Source organism: Xenophilus azovorans DSM 13620 (genome assembly GCF_000745855.1).
In the GTDB taxonomy this organism is placed as follows: Bacteria; Pseudomonadota; Gammaproteobacteria; order Burkholderiales; family Burkholderiaceae_C; genus Xenophilus; species Xenophilus azovorans.
In genome coordinates this window covers 15,841-32,145 of record NZ_JQKD01000052.1, presented here as the reverse complement: position 1 = coordinate 32,145, position 16,305 = coordinate 15,841, and the positions used below count along the sequence as shown (strand labels likewise).

Sequence of the window (16,305 nt, the reverse complement as noted above, 5' to 3'; positions counted from 1 at the left end):
CTCACGCACTTCGTCGACGACGGCGACGTGCCGATCTCGAACAACTGGGTGGAGAACCACATCAGGCCCATCGCCCTCGGAAGGTCGAACTGGTTGTTCGCCGGCAGCCTGCGCGCGGGCAAGCGCGCAGCAGCGATCATGAGCCTGCTGCACTCGGCGCGCATCAACGGGCACGAGCCCTATGCGTACCTCAAGGACGTGCTGGAACGACTGCCGGCCCACCCGGCCAGCCGCATCGACGAACTGCTGCCGCACCGCTGGTCGCCTTCCGCTTGAGGGCTGTCACCGGCGACGCACTGGCGGTCAAGGTGACTTCGCCGGACGCATACATCTCCGGTAACCGGATCACGCCATTCGTTTGGCTTCTTCAAAGCTGGCTTGCCTCTTGGCCGCGCCGAGCCTGCACTTGCGCGATCGGGCATGGGTGATCGCCTGAAGAACTGAATTGTTCAGGGCGGACTAACTAGTGCTTTTGGACGAATCCGCCCTTGGCAAGTGACGTGGATGCCTCAAGTTCTTTAATAAAGTTAGCTTGAATTTTTTTCAGAGATTCATCAGCTCTCGTTGAATAGCCCGTCTCGAGAGCATTGGCAACATGTTTTGCAACATCAGCCAGGATTTTTCCCCAAGCCACCTCTTCAGGCACTCTGGTTGTCTCTCGATACATGCCTACTTTTATTGAACAGTGCAATCCCCTTTCCGCAATCCAGACGCGAAGCATCTCAACAGCGTCTTTGTCTCGTAGGGCAGCCTCGGGGATCGGGCGTTGATTTAGATTAGTTTCGTCGCTCATGGGGAGTCAACTCCTTTGCTTGGCCACTTCCGGGGGGCGATCTCATTGCGGTGATTGTCCAAATTATTGACCCCGCCCCGGGCATTGATGGCATTTTGCTCCGCTCGGCGCCGCGCGTCTCTGTCTCCCTTTGGATAGGTATCCACAATCTCGGCTCCATTGCGATCACGACCGTCGGACTTGTCACGCTTCCGTTGATCCATGTCGTCAGTCGAACCTATGTAGTCCTTGCCCGAACTCGTCTTGTCTCCTTTCACGCAATAGATGCACCCCTCGTCGTCTTCTGTCTCCCCCTCCGAAAACATCCGATCCTTGATCCGATCGGCCGCGCTGATGCATTGCTTTATTCCATCCTGCAAACCACCCTTGCAAGCCGGATCGGCCCAGCACGCGATGGTGGCCGCACCGCCCAGGCATAGCAGCGGGTTGGCCGCGCAGACCGCTCGAAGAGCCTCTGCGGGATTCAGCCCTTCGGGATCCGTGTAGCGCAGCGGATTGGCTGCGGCGTACCCATACAGGTTCAGCCCCCGTCCTCCCTGATCGGATCGCGGTTGAGCCACCTGCCGCGCGAGGCGTCGTAGCCGCGCCAGACCGCCAGGTCCAGCCCGCTGGCCTCATGCTTCCACAGCCCCGCAAACCCCATCTGCGAGTCCAGATCGCCTTCGGTGCGGCTGCGCTGCCCGAAGGGCTCGTAGTCGTAGCGCGCCCGGACGTTGCCCTGCGCGTCGATGAGTTGGCGCACGCTGCCCAGCGCATCCTGCGCGTAGTACAGCGCCTGCCCCTGCGGCTCGGTGCGCAGGTCAAGCACCCCTTGCTCGAAGTAGCGCCTCGTGACCGGCGAGCCCGCCAGCGTGTTGTCGCGCTCCACGCAGCGCACGGTGCCGCACCACACATACGCCCTGTCGGCCACGACGGCGCCGCCCATGCGCTCGACGATGCGATGGACACCCTACTGGGAGCGGCGACCCGGAGCATGAGTCCAACGCTTCTCTTTTCCGCTCACTGCTTCTCAGCAAGAGCAATCAGAAGTTCAGCAAGCGCAAGAGCATCATGCTCTGCAAGTTCAACGGGGTCATTGAATTCATTGCGGGTCTTGATGCAGATTGCCCCACCTGGATCAACCCAGACGTTGATTTCGCCATTGGCAAATTCATACACATGCGGAGTTCGTTCGTTCATGTCAGCACAGCCTCATGATCGAAGTGGAAAATGTGAGTCATTGCAGGCCATTGGGTCACGAATCTTGTTACCAGTTTGGTCGTACCCATGGACATGCGGACTTCTTTTTCGGAAGCAGAAATGCAACGATCAGCATGACAACTCCGACAAGGACAACCAAGTACTTTCCTCCGATATGAAGCAAAGGACTCAGCAGCCAATAAACAAGGTCAGGGCTCGCTATCAGAGACACTCTCAATCCAAATAATTTCTCCTGGATGGTGCTCTCGGATCGTCTGCACAGCATCTTGAATCACAGCCTGCCCCTCCCCCTGCAACGCATAGTTGAAGCGGGAAAGACCTCGGAATTCAGAATGAGAGTCGTGAATTTCACAAATCGCATCGGCGCCGCACCAGACATTGTCACCGGTCTTGGCTGCTGCCTGTATGGCCCTTACCAGGCCATTGCTTGTAATTGCAAGAAACACCATGAGAAACACCTCGTTGTCTTAATAGAAAAATACCTTGGCACCTACTTCGGGATTCCGGGGTCGCCTGGGGCAGGTGCTCTTCCAGGACCTCGGTCTTGGTGAGTTGGAGCACTGCCGTCGGTTGGGCGTGTCCAGTCGTGGGAATGAGGTGAACCCAATCCATCATGACTGTGATCCCAATCCGTATCTGTTTCTGGATAACCGTCGGGGCCGTATCGGCGTGTTTGCTTCCTATTGCCCTTCTTGTTGAAGCAGTCAACTTCACATCCGGGGTCTCCTTGTATCGGATTGCTGCTACCAGTGGAGAACAACCAGTCTTTCAGCCGATCGGCCGCGGAGTTGCAAGCGTTCCCGATCGCCTCCGCCCAAGGCAGGCGCAACGGCTTGGGCGGAATGATGTTGCCTGTATCCGGATCACGCAGCCCCGATGGCGATGATGAACCACTACCAGGAGGAACAGGCCAAGGCACCGGCCCCCAGGGTGAAGGCATCGGCACGGCCTGTAGGCCATCCGGATCAACATAGTTGATTGGATTTCCTTCTACATACCCATACAGGTTCAGCCCCCCATCCTCCCCGATCGGATCGCGGTTGAGCCACCTGCCGCGCGAAGCGTCATAGCCGCGCCAGACCGCCAGGTCCAATCCGCTGGCGTCATGCCGCCACAGCCCCGCGAAGCCCAGTTGCGACGCCAGATCGCCCTCGGTGCGACTGCGCTGGCCGAAGGGCTCGTAGTCGTAGCGCGCCCGCACGTTGCCCTGCGCGTCGATGAGCTGGCGCACGCTGCCCAGGGCGTCCTGCGCGTAGTACAGGGGCTCGGAGCCCGTGCGCAGGTCCAGCACGCCCTGCTCGAAGTAGCGCCGCGCGACCGGCGAGCCCGCCAGCGTGTTGTCGCGCTCCACGCAGCGCACGGTGCCGCACCACACATACGCCCTGTCGGCCACGACGGCGCCGCCCATTCGCTCGACGATGCGCACGACACGCCCCTGCCCGTCGTAGGTGAAGGAGGACTGCACGGCGCCGTTGTCGTGTTCGACGAGGCGGTGGGCGCCGTCCCACTGGAAGGTGGAGGCGCCGAGCTTCAATGGATTGCCGCTGGCGTCGTAGCTGCCCTCGGCCAGCGCATTGGTCGCGTTGGCCGGCAGTTGCCGGGTGCTGTCGCCCACGGCGATGCCCGCGAGGTTGGAGGCCGCGTCCCACTCGAAGCGGCGCAACGGCCCGGCGGGCGAGCCCGGCAGGTCCAAGGCCATGCTGGCGCTGGTCAGACGCGCGGCCGCGTCGTAGGTGTAGGTGGTGATCCGGGCGCGCGGCTCGGCAGGCGCGCCGGGGCCCGAACCAGGCCCCGTACCGGCGCCAGCGCCCGTGCCCGTGCCCGCGCCTGGCCCTGGCGCGGTGCCGACCGGCCCGCCGCCTGCGCCATCTCCACTTGAACCCCCGGGCCACCAGCCGCCCGCGCCACCGGAGCCCCCGCCGCCGCAACTGGCCGCCAGGCTCAGCGCCAGCAGCGGTGCGCCGACGCGGGCCCAGCGCCGCAGGCGGGACGGGCGCAGCCGGCGCGCCGGCCACAGCGCCACGGCCAGCGCCAGCGCGGCAAACGCCGCCACCGCAAGCACCGGCGCCGCCGGTGCCGCAGTGCGGGGTGAGGCAGCCGGCGGCGACGAGGACGGCGGGAGCGGCACCACAGCCCCCTCCAGCGCCTTGCCCGGCAGCGCCTCGGCGAACTCGAGCACATTGCCCTCGGCGTCGTAGCGATACCCGTAGCCGGCCAACGGATGGCCGCCGGCGTCGGCGTAGCCGATGCCTCGCAGCCGCAGGTCGCCCAGCGGCGTGTCGTAGCGCATCTGCACGAGCGGGCCGTTGGCGCTTCGCACGCCGGTCACGCGCGCGCTGGCGCCCAGGTGGCTGTAGCGGAACTCGCCCAGCGGGTTGCCGTGCACGATGCGCCGGCCCAGCGCGTCGTAGCCGAAGGTTTCGACGGCGCCCTGGCCTTGTCCCTGCGAGGGCGCGATGCTGCGCCCGCTCGGGCGGCCCAGCGCGTCGTAGGTGTAGCTCTGCGTCTCGCTCAGGCCGCCCGCACCTGCCACCGGCACGGTGATGCCGGCCAGTTGCAGCGCGCCCGGCGTGCCCGCCGGGTGCCAGGCGTAGGTGGTGGTGCCCACGCCGTCGGTCATGGTGGTCACGCGCGGGTGAACGGAGTCGTAGCCGTAGCTCACGCCCGCGGTGGGCACCTGTGCGCCCGGGTAGCCGATGGCCGCGGGCAGGCCGTCGACGGTGTAGGCGTAGGTGCGGCGCTGGCCTTGGGCGTCGGTGACGGCGGCGAGCTGGCCGCTGATGTTCCAGGCGTAGGTCTCGGTGCTGCCGTCGGCATGGCGCTTGGCGACGGGGCGGCCCTGCAGGTCGATGTCCCAGGCGGTGGTGTTGCCCTTGGGATCGGTGATGGCGGCCAGCGCGCCGTTGGGATGCCACGCGTAGGCGGTGGTCTGGCCCAGGGGGTCGGTGCGGCTGACCAGGCGCCGGTTGGCGTCCCACGCGTAGCGCGTGGTGCGGCCCAGGCGGTCGCGCACGGCCACCAGGTCCAATCGGTCGTAGGTGTATTCGGTGCTCGTGCCGTCGGGGTAGCCCACGCGGGTGAGGCGGTCGAGCGCGTCGTACTCGAAGGTCCTGGCGTAGCCCTCGGAGTCGGTGCTGCGGGCCACGCGGTCGAAGGCGTCGTATGCGAGCGCCAGGCGCGTGCTGCCGTCGGGGTTGACGATGGCCGTGAGGCGCCCCAGGCCGTCGCGCGCGTAGCGGGTGGTCTGGCCCAGCGGGTCGGTGACGCTTTCGAGCAGGCCGGCACCGTCCCAGGCGTAGCGGGTGGTCTGGCCGGCCGCGTCGGTGTGGGTCAGGGGCAGGTGCCGGTGGTCGTAGGTGAAGGTGGCGAGGGTCTCGGCGGCGCCTGTGGGGCCCTGGCGCTGCACGCTCACCAGGTCGATGCCGTTGTCGGCGTAGCCCAGGTGCAGGATGCGCCCGGCCGGGTCGGTGACGGCGGTGGGCTTGCCCCAGGCGTTGCGCTCGAAGCGCGTGAGCTGGGTGATGCCGCCGTCGAGCACCCGGGAGATCCGGTGAGGCAGGCCCGAGGTGCCTTCGTGGAAGCCAGAACCCGTTTGACCAGGGTACTGGCGCCAGATGCGGCTCTCCAGCGGCGCCTTGGTGCTCTCGACGATGGGCGAGGTCAGGCCTGCGGGGTTGTGCAGCCAGTGCGTGATGCGCGCGGCGGCGTACTGGCCGGGGGCGACGGCCTGGGCATGCTTGTCCCAGTAGAAGGTGTTGCGGTTGTTCAGGTTGTTGTTGGCCAGCGGCCCCTGCACCGAGGGGACCGACGCCTCCGAGGCGGGGATGCCGGCAGCGCCGTGGCGGAACTCCAGCCGCTCGGTCAGCCCGAGCGGATCGGTGATCTCCAGGTAGCGGCCGTTGATGGCGGCGCTCTGCCCGTAGGCGAAGCGGCTGGTGCCGTAGGGCGTGGTCATCGCGTTGATGAGGCCGCTCGCGTCGTAGCTGAAGGCGGAGGTGATGCCGATGACGTCGGTGATGGACACGAGCCGTCCCTGGCCGTCGTAGCCCAGGTCGGCATGCCGCCCGAAGGGGTCGGTGATGCGGCTGACCAGCAGCGGCGAGGCCGGCGCGTCGTACGAGAAGGTGGTGTGGCGGCCGGTGGCGTCGGTGATGGAGGCCAGGCGCAGTTGCGCGTCGTAGTTGAACGTGAGCGCGTTGCCTGCCGGGTCGATGATCTGGCTGAGGAACATGCGCCGCGGCCGCGCGGTGGCACCGTCGGCGTGCGCGTAGACATGGCGGCTGCCGTCGCTGTGGCGCAGTTCATAGGACGCGGCCGCGCCGGTGGCGGGCAGCCGCGCGAGCACGGCGCCGCTCTTGCGCTCGGGGCGGAAGGTGCCGCTGGCGCTGTCGTAGTTCACGTAGTCCTGGGGGCCCAGGTGGCCGCCGCCGGCCGCGAAGCGCACCACGCCGTTGCCGGGCCGCGCGGGATCGTCCTCGATCCAGGACAGCACGCTCATCGACCACTTGGGGCTGACGTTGAAGAAGCCGAAGACCGCCGGCTGGCCGCTCTCGCGCTGGTTGTAGCTCAGGCGGATCTGCACCGGCGGGCCCTTGGGCGGGTTGTAGCCCACGGGGGTGTCGTTGAGGTTCAGGCTCACCAGCATGAGCTTGGCGTTGGTCTCGCACATGCGATTGCATGAGGTGGGCCCCAGGCTCTCGGAATCGGACGTGGTGTTGCCGCTCTCGCTGTTGCTGGTCTGGCCCTTGCCGTGGATGCGGCGCGCCTCCTGCGCGCTGGCCAGGCGCCAGCCGGGGTCGGCACCCGCACGGGCCTGGTCCGCGCCCTCGGGCACGAGGAAGTAGCCGCTGGACTCCTCCTCGATCGCACGCGCGCTCACCCAGGTGTCGCCACTGGCGAAGGTGGGGTCCTGCACGAGGTAGCGCCCGTCCTGCTGCGCGACGATGGCCGCGTAGTGGTCGAGCTTCCAGTGGACCACCGAGGGCACGGGGATGGCCTGGCCGCCCTGGCGATGGATCAGGCGGTGGGCGATGCCCGCACGCCGGGCCAGGTCCGACACCTGCGCCAGGCTGAAGCCGCCGGGGCCGGAGCGCTGCGCGTCCATGAGGTCGATGCGCGAGGCAGGCGCCTTGGCCGAGACCAGCAGGTTGCGCAGCGCCATGGGGCCGCACAGGAAGGAGCGGCCCGGGTCGTTGCGGAAGTTCCACAGCGCCTCGCGGGCGCCGGCGATGAGCTCGGTGGCGCCGCCGGTGACTTCACGGCCGCGGATGCTGGCCAGCAGAGCCTGCAGATCGTCCGCGCGCCCAAGGCGGGCGTGCATGCGCGCGAGTTCGCCCAGGGCGCGGTCGGCCAGCGCCCGGGCCGCCGGCGAGGCGTCGACGCGCGTGTCGCGCGCGGCCTCCCAGGCCTGCTCCCAGGCCGCCATGGCCCGGCTGAAGTAGCCGGCCTGGTAGTAGCCCACGCCCAGGTTGGCCAGGATCGCGCCGCGCCAGCCGCTGCGCGGATGCTCGCGCGCGAAGGCTTCCAGCGATGCGGCCCGCTCGGGGAAGTCGGCGGCCGGATCAGCCGGCGCCTTGAAGACCGCCAGGGCGGCGTCGAGGGCCGCGTCCTCGGCGGCGGACGTGGGCCGGCTCGCCACCAGCGGCTCGGCCAGGCCCGGCACGACGCGCAGGCGCGGCGCCGAGGCGGAAGCGGCAAGGGCGGGCTGGACGAGTGTGAATGCGCACAGCAGCAGCGCAAGAAGCGCACGCGCGGCGCGACAGGGCCGAGCGGCCCTGATGACGGCTTTCATGATTTCCTCCCTGACTTATCGGTCTTCTTCGCATCCACCGCTGCCGTAGGCGCCGGTGGCGCGCAAATCCTAGCGGCGCGCCGCGCACGAAGCAACCCGGCACGCGCCCTACCTGGCATCCGGCCGGGGCCACATGCCGCGCGCGCAGTGCCGCGCCAATGCAGCACTGTGTTGGACGCTCGTGCACCGTCCGGCACAAAAAATTGCTCATGTCAAGCCCTGACCCGGAATTTCCAGGGTTTGAAATCATAAGCAGGGCAATAGGTTAGCTCTGTTTTGGGCCACTTGAAGTGACTGCTGCGTCGTGGGCTAGGTGCCACATAAGAGCGTCGGGAGAGAAAGCCGGATCGCACTTGGTCGTGCTGGATTGCCGGGAGGCGGCGGGCTTGTCGCACCATGATAGCCCAAGTGGCTTCGCAGCATCCAGAACGAAGAACGCGCAGCCGAAGGCTGCGCGTTCGATGAATGCCGTTGGATGGCACGCGACGCCATCAGGCCGGTTTCGTTGGCGCGCTCCGTATCGCCGAGCCCTTCCTGAATCCCCTGTCCCCCGCCATGAAGGCTTCCAGCATGTACGGAATCAGCGTCATGGCATCGACCACCTCGCCATACGCTTGAGCGTGCAGCGCGGCGTAGCAGTCGAGGTCGGCCTTGAGGCTGGCCGGGCACGAGAACGTGAGCTTCGTGCTCTCAGTCTTGGGAAGCGGCCCGAGCCGCAGCTTCTTGGTGGTGTTCATCGCATTGCTCCCCGGTTGAAGAACATTGGCTGGTACGGTCGCAGCACCAGATCGCGGTTGACGATGATCCGCACCGGCAGGCCCGGCCGCTCCGTCAAAGTCGGCTGGATGTTCATGTTGCGCCTGGTCATCTCCTGGCCCACCTGGTTGATGCTGTCTTGTGCGCTGTCGCGCCCAGCGATCACGATGCGGTTGCCGTTCTGCCGGTTCTCCGGCGCGGCCAGCTCGGCACCCACGCCCAGCAATGTGGTCAGCGCCGCACCGGCAAAGACGCGATCCCAGTGCCAATCGACACCATCCTCCAGGCCGGCATAGCCGGCCGGATCGGTGCCCGCGAGGTTGTCGAGCTTCAGCGAAGACGTGTCCGGCAGGATGATTCGGTTCCACACCACCTGCACGCGGCTTTGCCCGTAGCTCACCTGGCTGTTGTACTTGCCCAGGATGCGCGATCCCTGCGGGATCAGCAGGAACTTGCCCGTCGCCGTGTCGTAGACCGGCTCCGTCACCGTGGCGATCACGTCGCCCGGCAAATCAGACTTGATGCCCGTCACCAGCGCACCGGCGATCACCGTTCCCGCCATGACCTGATACGGCGAGGACGGCATTTGCAGACTGGTGGAATTACGGGTTTCCGTAGAGGCGCCTTTCAGGAAAGCCTCTTTCTGGTTTTGCCGGTTCTGCACGGCGGTTGGGTCGGCAGGCTGGGCCGCCGTCGAGGCCGGGCCAGCGGCCAGCGGGTCGAAGCCCGCCAAGGCCGATGCCGGGCCAGCTGCTTGCGCGGTCGCTGGCGCTGCGGTCTTGCCGGGAGTGCCTGAGCGGAAAAACACCGACGAGGCTGCGGCTGCTTCGGCCTCCTTGCGCCGCGCATCCTCCGGGTCATGACCCGGTGGCGCATAGGTCGGCGTCACCGGCTGCTGCGACTTCACGATGGCCGGGCCAAGGTCGCCGGGCAGCGGCGGCCCCAGCTCCGGCACCTTCGGCAGCTTGGAGTAGTCGGAGGGCAAGCCATCCAGCCCTTCAGACTTCGACACGCGATCGACGTTGTACAGCTCGGTCCGCTCGCCTGCGCCGCGCCGATGTGACTGCAATGACCAGATCGTGGCTCCCAGCACGGCGACCGACAGGCCGCCGGTGAGCATGGCCAAGGTGCGCCGGTTCAGGCGCGTTACCGGGCGCGGCTGGGCGCGCAGCGCCACCGCCTCGGGCGCGACCTTGCCCGCCTGCGCCGCAAGATCAGGGGAGTCGTCCTGGCTCATGGTCAGTTCCTCCGCGTTCCGTCCGTGCGCTCGATCCGAACCACATCGCCCTTGTCACCGCCCAGGCGCAACTCGGCCGCGCCGAACAGGCGATCCACGATGTAGTACGGCGAGCGGAAGCGGTAATTCACCAGTTGCCCATCGCCCTGCGCGCCGATGACGAACAGCGGCGGCAACTCGCCTTGCGCGATGCCAGCGGGGAACTGGATGTAGACCTTCTCGCCATCGTCGAAGGCGCGCAGCGGCTTCCACGGCGGGTTGCTGCCGCTGACCGCGTAGCGGAAACGGATCTTCTCCAGCGACAGGCCAGCATCGACCGGCGCGGCGGCGCTGGCCGCCTGCGCCTGGCGCTGCAAGGCCAGCATCTTGTCCTTGGGGTACTCCCAGGACACCGACGCCATCCACGTCTTCTCGGTCGAGGTCAGCTCCAGCAGGTACGTCCTGCGGCTGGTCGTGATGACCAGATTCGTCTTCAACCCCGAGCGGATCGGCTTGACCATCACGTTGACGCGCAACGCATCGCCGCTGCCGCTCGATGTATCCCCGACGATCCAGCGCACGGTATCGCCGGCGGCCACCGTCACCAGATCTTCACCGGGCTGGAGCGCGATCACCGTCACGCGGCCCACTGCCGCATAGACCTGGTACAGCGCCCCATCCGTGAAAGGCCACACCTGAATTGCGTTGACGTACCCCTCGCGCGTGGGTGCAATGCGCGCCTCGGCGTTGGCGCGGGACACGCGCACGGTTTCATCGGCGGGTTCTGGGGCGGGCTTGGTATCCGGCACAGGTTTCATTTGCGCCGGCATCGGCAGCACCTGTGGCACGGCCACCACCTCCACCGGCGCAGGCGGCTCCGGCAGCGGCTGGGCCTGCACCGGCTCATCGAGCGAAATGGACGGCGGCGGCTTGCCCTGCGTGGCGCAGCCCGCGAGGGCAAGCAACATGATCGGCAAGGCGGATTTACGGAAAAGATCATTCATGGTTTTGCTCCTTCGTTTCCTTCCAGTTCGCGGCTCCACGACAGCCCGTTGACGTAGATGCCCAAGGGGTTCTTGCGCACCCGCTGCTCGGTGCGCGGCGTCTGCTGCACGATGGAAACCACCGCGTTCCAGCGCTCGGTGCGATCCAGCGCACCGTTGACAAAGCGCGTCTCCGTCCAGCGCACGTTGAAAGACGTGTCGCTGGCGCGCGTCACGCTGCTGATCTGCACCGTCACCGACTCCTTGCCGATGCGCGTGAACGGATCGGCCACCCGCGCGTACTCGTTGAGCACGACCGCCCCCTTGTCGGTCGTGTAGTCGTAGGCATCCAGCCAGTTCTGCCGTACCACGATGGGATCGATGGACAGCGAGCGCACCAGGCCGATGAAGCGGCCCAGGTGGTAGGCAATCTGCGCATCGCTGGGCCGGTACGGCGTGGCGGCTTCGCCGACGGCACGCACCTGGCCCGCGTTGTCCACCTCGATGACGTAGGGCGTCACGATGGACTGCGCGGAACGCCAGACCAGGCCGCCGGCCATCAGCACGGCCAAGGTGAGGCAGCCAAAGGCCAAGAAGCGCCAATTCCTGGCCTGCACGCGGGCCGAGCCGATGCGCTCGTCCCAGACCTGAGCTGCGGATTGGTACGGAGTGGCAGGCTGCGGCGTGTCGGCGTAGCGCACCTGCGGTCGTTTGAATCGCATGGAAGTTCTCCTCATGAATCGGAATCACGCAGGCTTGGCCCCTGGCTGGAGCTGCCACCGTCGCCGCCGCGCAGCGTGTGGGCGGCGGTCGTAGCGGCATGGGTGAGCTGTTGCCTTCGATGCAGGCGCTTGGCCCAGGCGGGTTGTTCGGCAGACGGAGCCGATCCGGCAGCGTCAGGGCCGGCGGGTGCGGCGCCGGAGGCTGGCGCGTCATCGGGCCGAAAGGCCGCCGCCATGCGCTCCTTCATCGAGCGCGCCCCATCGGCCACCTTCCGCCCGGCCGCCTGCGCGCCAGTCTTGGCGACATTGCCCACGCCAGCAGCGGCACCCTTCAGGCCGCCACCGGCCGAAGCGGAGCCCGCCTGGTACGCCGACCTGGCGCTGCTGGCGGTCGATGCCATCGAGCGAGCGGCGGCGGGTGCCATGCGCGCCCCGGCCGCCACGGCACTTCCGACGCCCGTAGCCGCGGCACCGACCGCCACAGCGGTTCCGGCTGCGCCGATGGCGGCACCGGCCATCGCGCCCGCGCCGAGCTGCGGCCCGCCGGACACCAAGCCAGTTGCAATGCCCGGCCCGAAGATGCCCAGCGCCAGCAGGGACAGCGAAGCCAGCATGATGACCAGCGCCCGGTCGATCGAGGGCTCCGAGCCTGCCGGTATGTTGAACTCGGAGAACAGGCCCGAGCCAATGCCCACGATGACGGCCAGCACCAGCACCTTGATGCCCGACGACACCACGTTACCCAAGACCTTCTCGGCCAGGAACGCCGTCTTGTTCCAGAGAGCGAACGGCACCAGCACGAAGCCCGCCAGCGTGGTCAGCTTGAACTCGATCAGCGTGACGAAGAGCTGCACCGCCAACACGAAGAAGCTGACGATGATCACCAGCCACGCGAAGAACAGTACGACGATGGGCGCGAGGTGGATGAACACCTCGGGGAAGCCCGACAGCCCCTTGATCTGGTCGAGGATCGGCGCCGCTGCGTCGATACCGGCCTTGGCCAACCGTCCCGGCTGCAAGAAGTTGCCCATGCTCAGGCTGGAGCCGCTGGCCGTCAGGCCCAAGCCCGCGAAGGAGCGGAACACCACGCTGGCCAGCATGTTGAAGTTGCCGATGATGTAGGCGAAGGCACCGACGTACAGCACCTTGCGGATCAGCTTGGCGATCACGTCCTCGCCCTGGCCGGTGGCATGGCCCATCGCCCAGAACAACCCGGCGAGCGTCATGTCGATGACGATCAGCGTGGCCGTGAGAAACGCCACCTCGCCATGCAGCAGCCCAAATCCCGAGTCGATGTAGCGCGAGAACACATCGAGGAAATGGTCAATGATCGAAATGTCATTCATGGCAAGTCCTCCTGCCCAGGCGAGGCCGTTGCCACCGCATTGCGGTCCTCGGCGGGTTCATCGAAGCTGGGCGGAATCGGCGGCAGATCGGCCAGCGTCCGGTACTCATCCGGCCCGGCCAGGCCGGAGAGAAAGCGGCGCAAATCGGCCTGGGCCACCTGCGCGCAAGACGCGCCGTCGAGCTGGCCCGCCCGGCATTGCTCCTTGAGCAAGCGCAGCCGCGACGGATCTGCCGAGAGCGCATCGACCGAAGGCACCTCCTGCTGGCCGCAGCCGGCCAGCAGGAGCACAAAACCGCAGAGAGCAGGCGCGCGGGTCATGGCAGCACCCGTCAACGGCTGTAGAAATCGACGGACTGCGGCGTGTACGGCGTGCCTTCACCCAGGAAGCGCCGGTTCACCTCGCGGCCTCGCTCCACAGCGGCGGCCTGCCGCGCCAGTTCCAGCGAAGCGGCACGATCCTGGGTGATGCTCAGGCGCTGCGTCTGGATGGACTGCTTGGCCTGCAAGGCCAGAAGCTGGTTCATGGCCTGCATCGCCTGCAAAGCGCCCACGGCCGACTGGCTCTTGCCCACGAGGTCGGCCAGCACGCCTTCGTCGTCGCTCAGGTTCTGCGACGCCTGGGCCTGCATCTGCATGGTGGTCTGCAGGCCGCTGAGCGTGTTCTTCCAACGCTCCTGCGCGTCGCGGTACATCTGATTGCCGCTGACGGTGGCGGCGTACTGCTCCGGGTACAGGCGCTGGAACTCCCGATCCAGATTGGTCACGTCATAGGCCAGGCCCTTGGCCTGCGCGATCAGCCGCTGCGTGGTCGCCAGGTTGGCGCGCAACTGGCCCACTACGCTGGACGGCAGGCTGGCGAGGTTGCGCGCCTGGTTGATGAGCATCTGCGCTTCGTGCTGGAGCTGCTTGATCTGGTTGTTGATCTGCTCCAGCGTGCGGATCGCGGTCAGCGTGTTCTGCACGAGGTTCGTAGGGTCGATCACGACCCATTGCGCCTGCACGGCGGTAGCGGTGCAAAGCATGGCCGCGACGGCGGCGGCGAGAAGACGCTTCTTCATGATGGGTTCTCCTTGGGGTGGGTGGACGGGAACGAGGACAGCAGTTCGGCCGCCCAATGCAGGCCGCGGTGGCGCAGCCAGGCGGCTGCGAACGGGGTGGATGCAGATGTAGCGGCGAGCACCGCGTCGATGTCGCGCTGGTCTTGCGGCGTGGAAGCACCCGCGAAGGCCAAGGTCGCGGCGCCCAGGTCGAGGTCGAACAGGCGGTTGCCGAGACGGGATTGGTAGTAGTAGTCGCGCTTGGGCTGCGCGGTGGCGACGATTTCGATCTGGCGCGAGTTCAGCCCGAAGCCTTCGTAGATAGCCCTGATCTGCGGCTCGGTCGCCTGCGGGTTGGGCAGGAAGATGCGGCTGGCGCAGCTCTCGATGATGGCCGGCGCGATGCTCGAATCCTTGATGTCGGCGAGGCTCTGCGTGGCGAAGATGACGCTGACGTTCTTCTTGCGCAGCGTCTTGAGCCACTGGCGGATGCGGGCCGCGAACACCGGGTCATCGAGAAACAGCCACGCCTCATCGAGGATCAGCAGCGTGGGCGCACCGTCAAAGCGTTCATCGAACCGGGCAAAGAGGTAGTGCAGCACGGCCATGACGGCGGCCTTGCTGTGCATCAGCTCTTCCATCTCGAAGCACTGCACGGCGCCGGAACCCAGGCGATCCGAATCCGCATCCAGCAGCTTGCCGTGGGCGCCGCCGAGCACGTAGGGCGCGAGCGCCTGGCGCAGCGCGTTCGATTGCAGCAGCACCGACAGGCCGGTCATCGTGCGCTGCTCCAGCGGAGCACCGGCGAGGCTGCCGAGCGCCGACCAGATGGCAGCCTTCTCCTCCGGGCCGACGGTCACGCCTTCATGCCGCAAGCGGCCTTCGATCCACTCGGCGGCCCAGGTTCGATAACCCTCGCGGTCGATGCGGGCCAAGGGCTGGAATGCGATCTCGCCATCCATACCGAGGTCGTAGTGCTCGCCGCCCAGGCCCAGCACCGTTGCCCGGATGGAGCGGCCCATGTCGAACGCGAGGATGCGCGATCCGCGATAGCGCCGGAACTGCATCGCCAAGGTGGCGAGCAGCACCGACTTGCCCATGCCGGTCGGCCCCGCGACCAGCGTGTGGCCCACGTCGCCGATGTGCGTCACCAGCCGGAACGGTGTCGCGCCGTCGGTGCGCGTCACGATCAGCGGCGGGCCGTTGAGATGGTTATTGCGCTCGGGGCCGGCCCATACCGCCGACACCGGCATCAGGTGCGCCAAGTTCAGCGTCGAGACGATGGGCTGGCGCACGTTGGCGTAGGCATGGCCGGGAATGGACGACAGCCAGGCATCCACCGCGTTCAAGGCCTCGGGCATCGTCACGAAGCCCCGGCCCTGGATGACCCGCTCCACCATGCGCAGCTTCTCGTCGGCCTTCGCCGGGTCGGCATCGAGCACCGTCACCGTGGTGGTGACATACCCGAAGGCCACCTGATCGCTGCCCAGTTCCTGCAAGGCCGCGTCCGCATCGGCCGATTTGTTGCTGGCGTCGGTATCGACCAGCGGGGTTTCCTGCTGGAAGATGGTTTCGCGCAGCAGCGCGATCACGTTCTTGCGCTTGGCGAACCACTGGCGGCGCAGGCGGGACAGCTCCTTTTCCGCATCGGCTTTGTCCATGCAGAGGAACCGGGTGGACCAGCGATAGCCAAAGCCGAGGCGGTTGAGGTCATCCAGAATCCCCGGCCAAGTCGAGGTCGGGAAGCCACGCACCGACACCACGCGCAGGTGCTGGCCGCCCAGCATGGGCGCCAGGCCACCGACCAGCGCGGAGTCGGTCAGCAGCGCATCGATGTGGAAAGGCACTTCAGGCACGCCGACGCGATAGCGCCGCGTCGAGATGGTGGCGTGCAGGAAGGTCAGCGTCTGGCTGTCGTCCAGCCACGCGATTTCCGGCATCACGCCATCGAGCAGGTCGAAGATGCGATCGGTTTCCGCGACGAAGGCCGTCAGGCGCTCGCGCCAGTCCACGCCTTCGGTGGGCCGGTTCTCGTACAGCATCCCGGCCGCGCGGGCGCGTGATTCCTCGGGCGGCAGGTACACCAGCGTCAGGTGGTAGCCGCTCTCGAAGTGGTTGCCCGAGTCCTCGAACGTAGCGCGGCGTTCCTCGTCCACCAGCCACGACAACGGCTCGGGAAACTCCGAGTGCGGATAGTCGGCTGCGGGCCGGCGCTCGGCTTCGATGAACAGCGCCCAGCCCGAACCCATACGACGCAGCGCGTTGTTCAAGCGCGCCGACGTGGCAATCAGTTCGCCTTGCGTTGCGCTATCGAGGTCAGGCCCGCGAAACCGGGCCGTGCGCTGGAAACTGCCGTCCTTGTTCAAGACGACGCCCGGTGCGATCAGCCCGGCCCAGGGCAACCAGTCGGCGAGCAAGGCCGGGCGCTGGCGATATTCGGCAAGGTTCAGCATGGCATC

The 16,305-nt window shown here is 67.0% G+C and carries 15 protein-coding genes; 1 reads left to right on the top strand and 14 read right to left on the bottom strand.

From position 1 onward, the window contains the following. Window positions 1–276, top strand: a 276-nt coding sequence (locus tag Q392_RS22035) for a transposase domain-containing protein (RefSeq protein WP_038212427.1), incomplete at its 5' end; no start/stop codon positions are given. Window positions 277–463: 187 nt separating this feature from the next. Here Q392_RS22035 and Q392_RS32170 read toward each other — a convergent pair. The 14 genes from Q392_RS32170 to trbE form a co-directional block, all read right to left on the bottom strand. Further along, complete coding sequence (locus tag Q392_RS32170) at window positions 464–793, bottom strand: DUF5076 domain-containing protein (RefSeq protein ID WP_084217332.1); 330 nt, start codon at window positions 791–793, stop codon at window positions 464–466. Then, a complete protein-coding gene (locus Q392_RS32975; RefSeq protein ID WP_157008142.1) occupies window positions 790–1,353 on the bottom strand; it encodes an RHS repeat-associated core domain-containing protein in 564 nt (187 codons plus the stop codon). The genes Q392_RS32170 and Q392_RS32975 overlap by 4 nt, the downstream gene beginning before the upstream one ends. Beyond that, complete coding sequence (locus Q392_RS22030) at window positions 1,314–1,718, bottom strand: RHS repeat domain-containing protein (RefSeq protein WP_038212426.1); 405 nt, start codon at window positions 1,716–1,718, stop codon at window positions 1,314–1,316. The genes Q392_RS32975 and Q392_RS22030 overlap by 40 nt, the downstream gene beginning before the upstream one ends. 74 nt (window positions 1,719–1,792) lie before the next feature. Next, window positions 1,793–1,972 (bottom strand): hypothetical protein, encoded by a 180-nt coding sequence (locus Q392_RS32970; RefSeq protein WP_157008140.1) that lies wholly within the window; start codon window positions 1,970–1,972, stop codon window positions 1,793–1,795. Between the two features lie 209 nt (window positions 1,973–2,181). Continuing rightward, window positions 2,182–2,442 (bottom strand): hypothetical protein, encoded by a 261-nt coding sequence (locus Q392_RS32165; protein ID WP_084217331.1) that lies wholly within the window; start codon window positions 2,440–2,442, stop codon window positions 2,182–2,184. A 41-nt stretch (window positions 2,443–2,483) separates the two neighbouring features. After that, window positions 2,484–7,784 (bottom strand): RHS repeat-associated core domain-containing protein, encoded by a 5,301-nt coding sequence (locus tag Q392_RS22025; protein WP_051953848.1) that lies wholly within the window; start codon window positions 7,782–7,784, stop codon window positions 2,484–2,486. A 491-nt stretch (window positions 7,785–8,275) separates the two neighbouring features. Next, window positions 8,276–8,521, bottom strand: a complete 246-nt coding sequence (locus tag Q392_RS22020) for a DUF2274 domain-containing protein (protein ID WP_038212423.1) — start codon at window positions 8,519–8,521, stop codon at window positions 8,276–8,278. Continuing rightward, complete coding sequence (locus Q392_RS22015; protein WP_038212420.1) at window positions 8,518–9,777, bottom strand: TraB/TrbI/VirB10 family type IV secretion system protein; 1,260 nt, start codon at window positions 9,775–9,777, stop codon at window positions 8,518–8,520. Before Q392_RS22015 ends, Q392_RS22020 begins: the two co-directional genes overlap by 4 nt. Before the next feature lie 2 nt (window positions 9,778–9,779). After that, a complete protein-coding gene (gene trbG / locus Q392_RS22010; protein ID WP_038212419.1) occupies window positions 9,780–10,760 on the bottom strand; it encodes a P-type conjugative transfer protein TrbG in 981 nt (326 codons plus the stop codon). After that, entirely contained in the window at window positions 10,757–11,461 is a 705-nt protein-coding gene (trbF, locus tag Q392_RS22005) for a conjugal transfer protein TrbF (protein ID WP_038212410.1), read from the bottom strand. Before trbF ends, trbG begins: the two co-directional genes overlap by 4 nt. A gap of 11 nt (window positions 11,462–11,472) precedes the next feature. Continuing rightward, window positions 11,473–12,807: a P-type conjugative transfer protein TrbL gene (trbL, locus tag Q392_RS22000; RefSeq protein ID WP_038212405.1), complete on the bottom strand. Its 1,335-nt coding sequence runs from the start codon at window positions 12,805–12,807 to the stop codon at window positions 11,473–11,475. After that, the gene (locus tag Q392_RS21995) at window positions 12,804–13,127 is read right to left on the bottom strand and encodes an EexN family lipoprotein (protein WP_038212403.1); all 324 of its coding nucleotides are present in this window, start codon (window positions 13,125–13,127) and stop codon (window positions 12,804–12,806) included. Before Q392_RS21995 ends, trbL begins: the two co-directional genes overlap by 4 nt. An 11-nt stretch (window positions 13,128–13,138) precedes the next feature. Next, on the bottom strand, window positions 13,139–13,867 hold the full coding sequence (trbJ, locus tag Q392_RS21990) for a P-type conjugative transfer protein TrbJ (RefSeq protein WP_038212401.1): 729 nt from the start codon (window positions 13,865–13,867) through the stop codon (window positions 13,139–13,141). Beyond that, complete coding sequence (trbE, locus tag Q392_RS21985) at window positions 13,864–16,299, bottom strand: conjugal transfer protein TrbE (RefSeq protein WP_038212397.1); 2,436 nt, start codon at window positions 16,297–16,299, stop codon at window positions 13,864–13,866. Before trbE ends, trbJ begins: the two co-directional genes overlap by 4 nt. Window positions 16,300–16,305 lie beyond the last annotated feature (6 nt).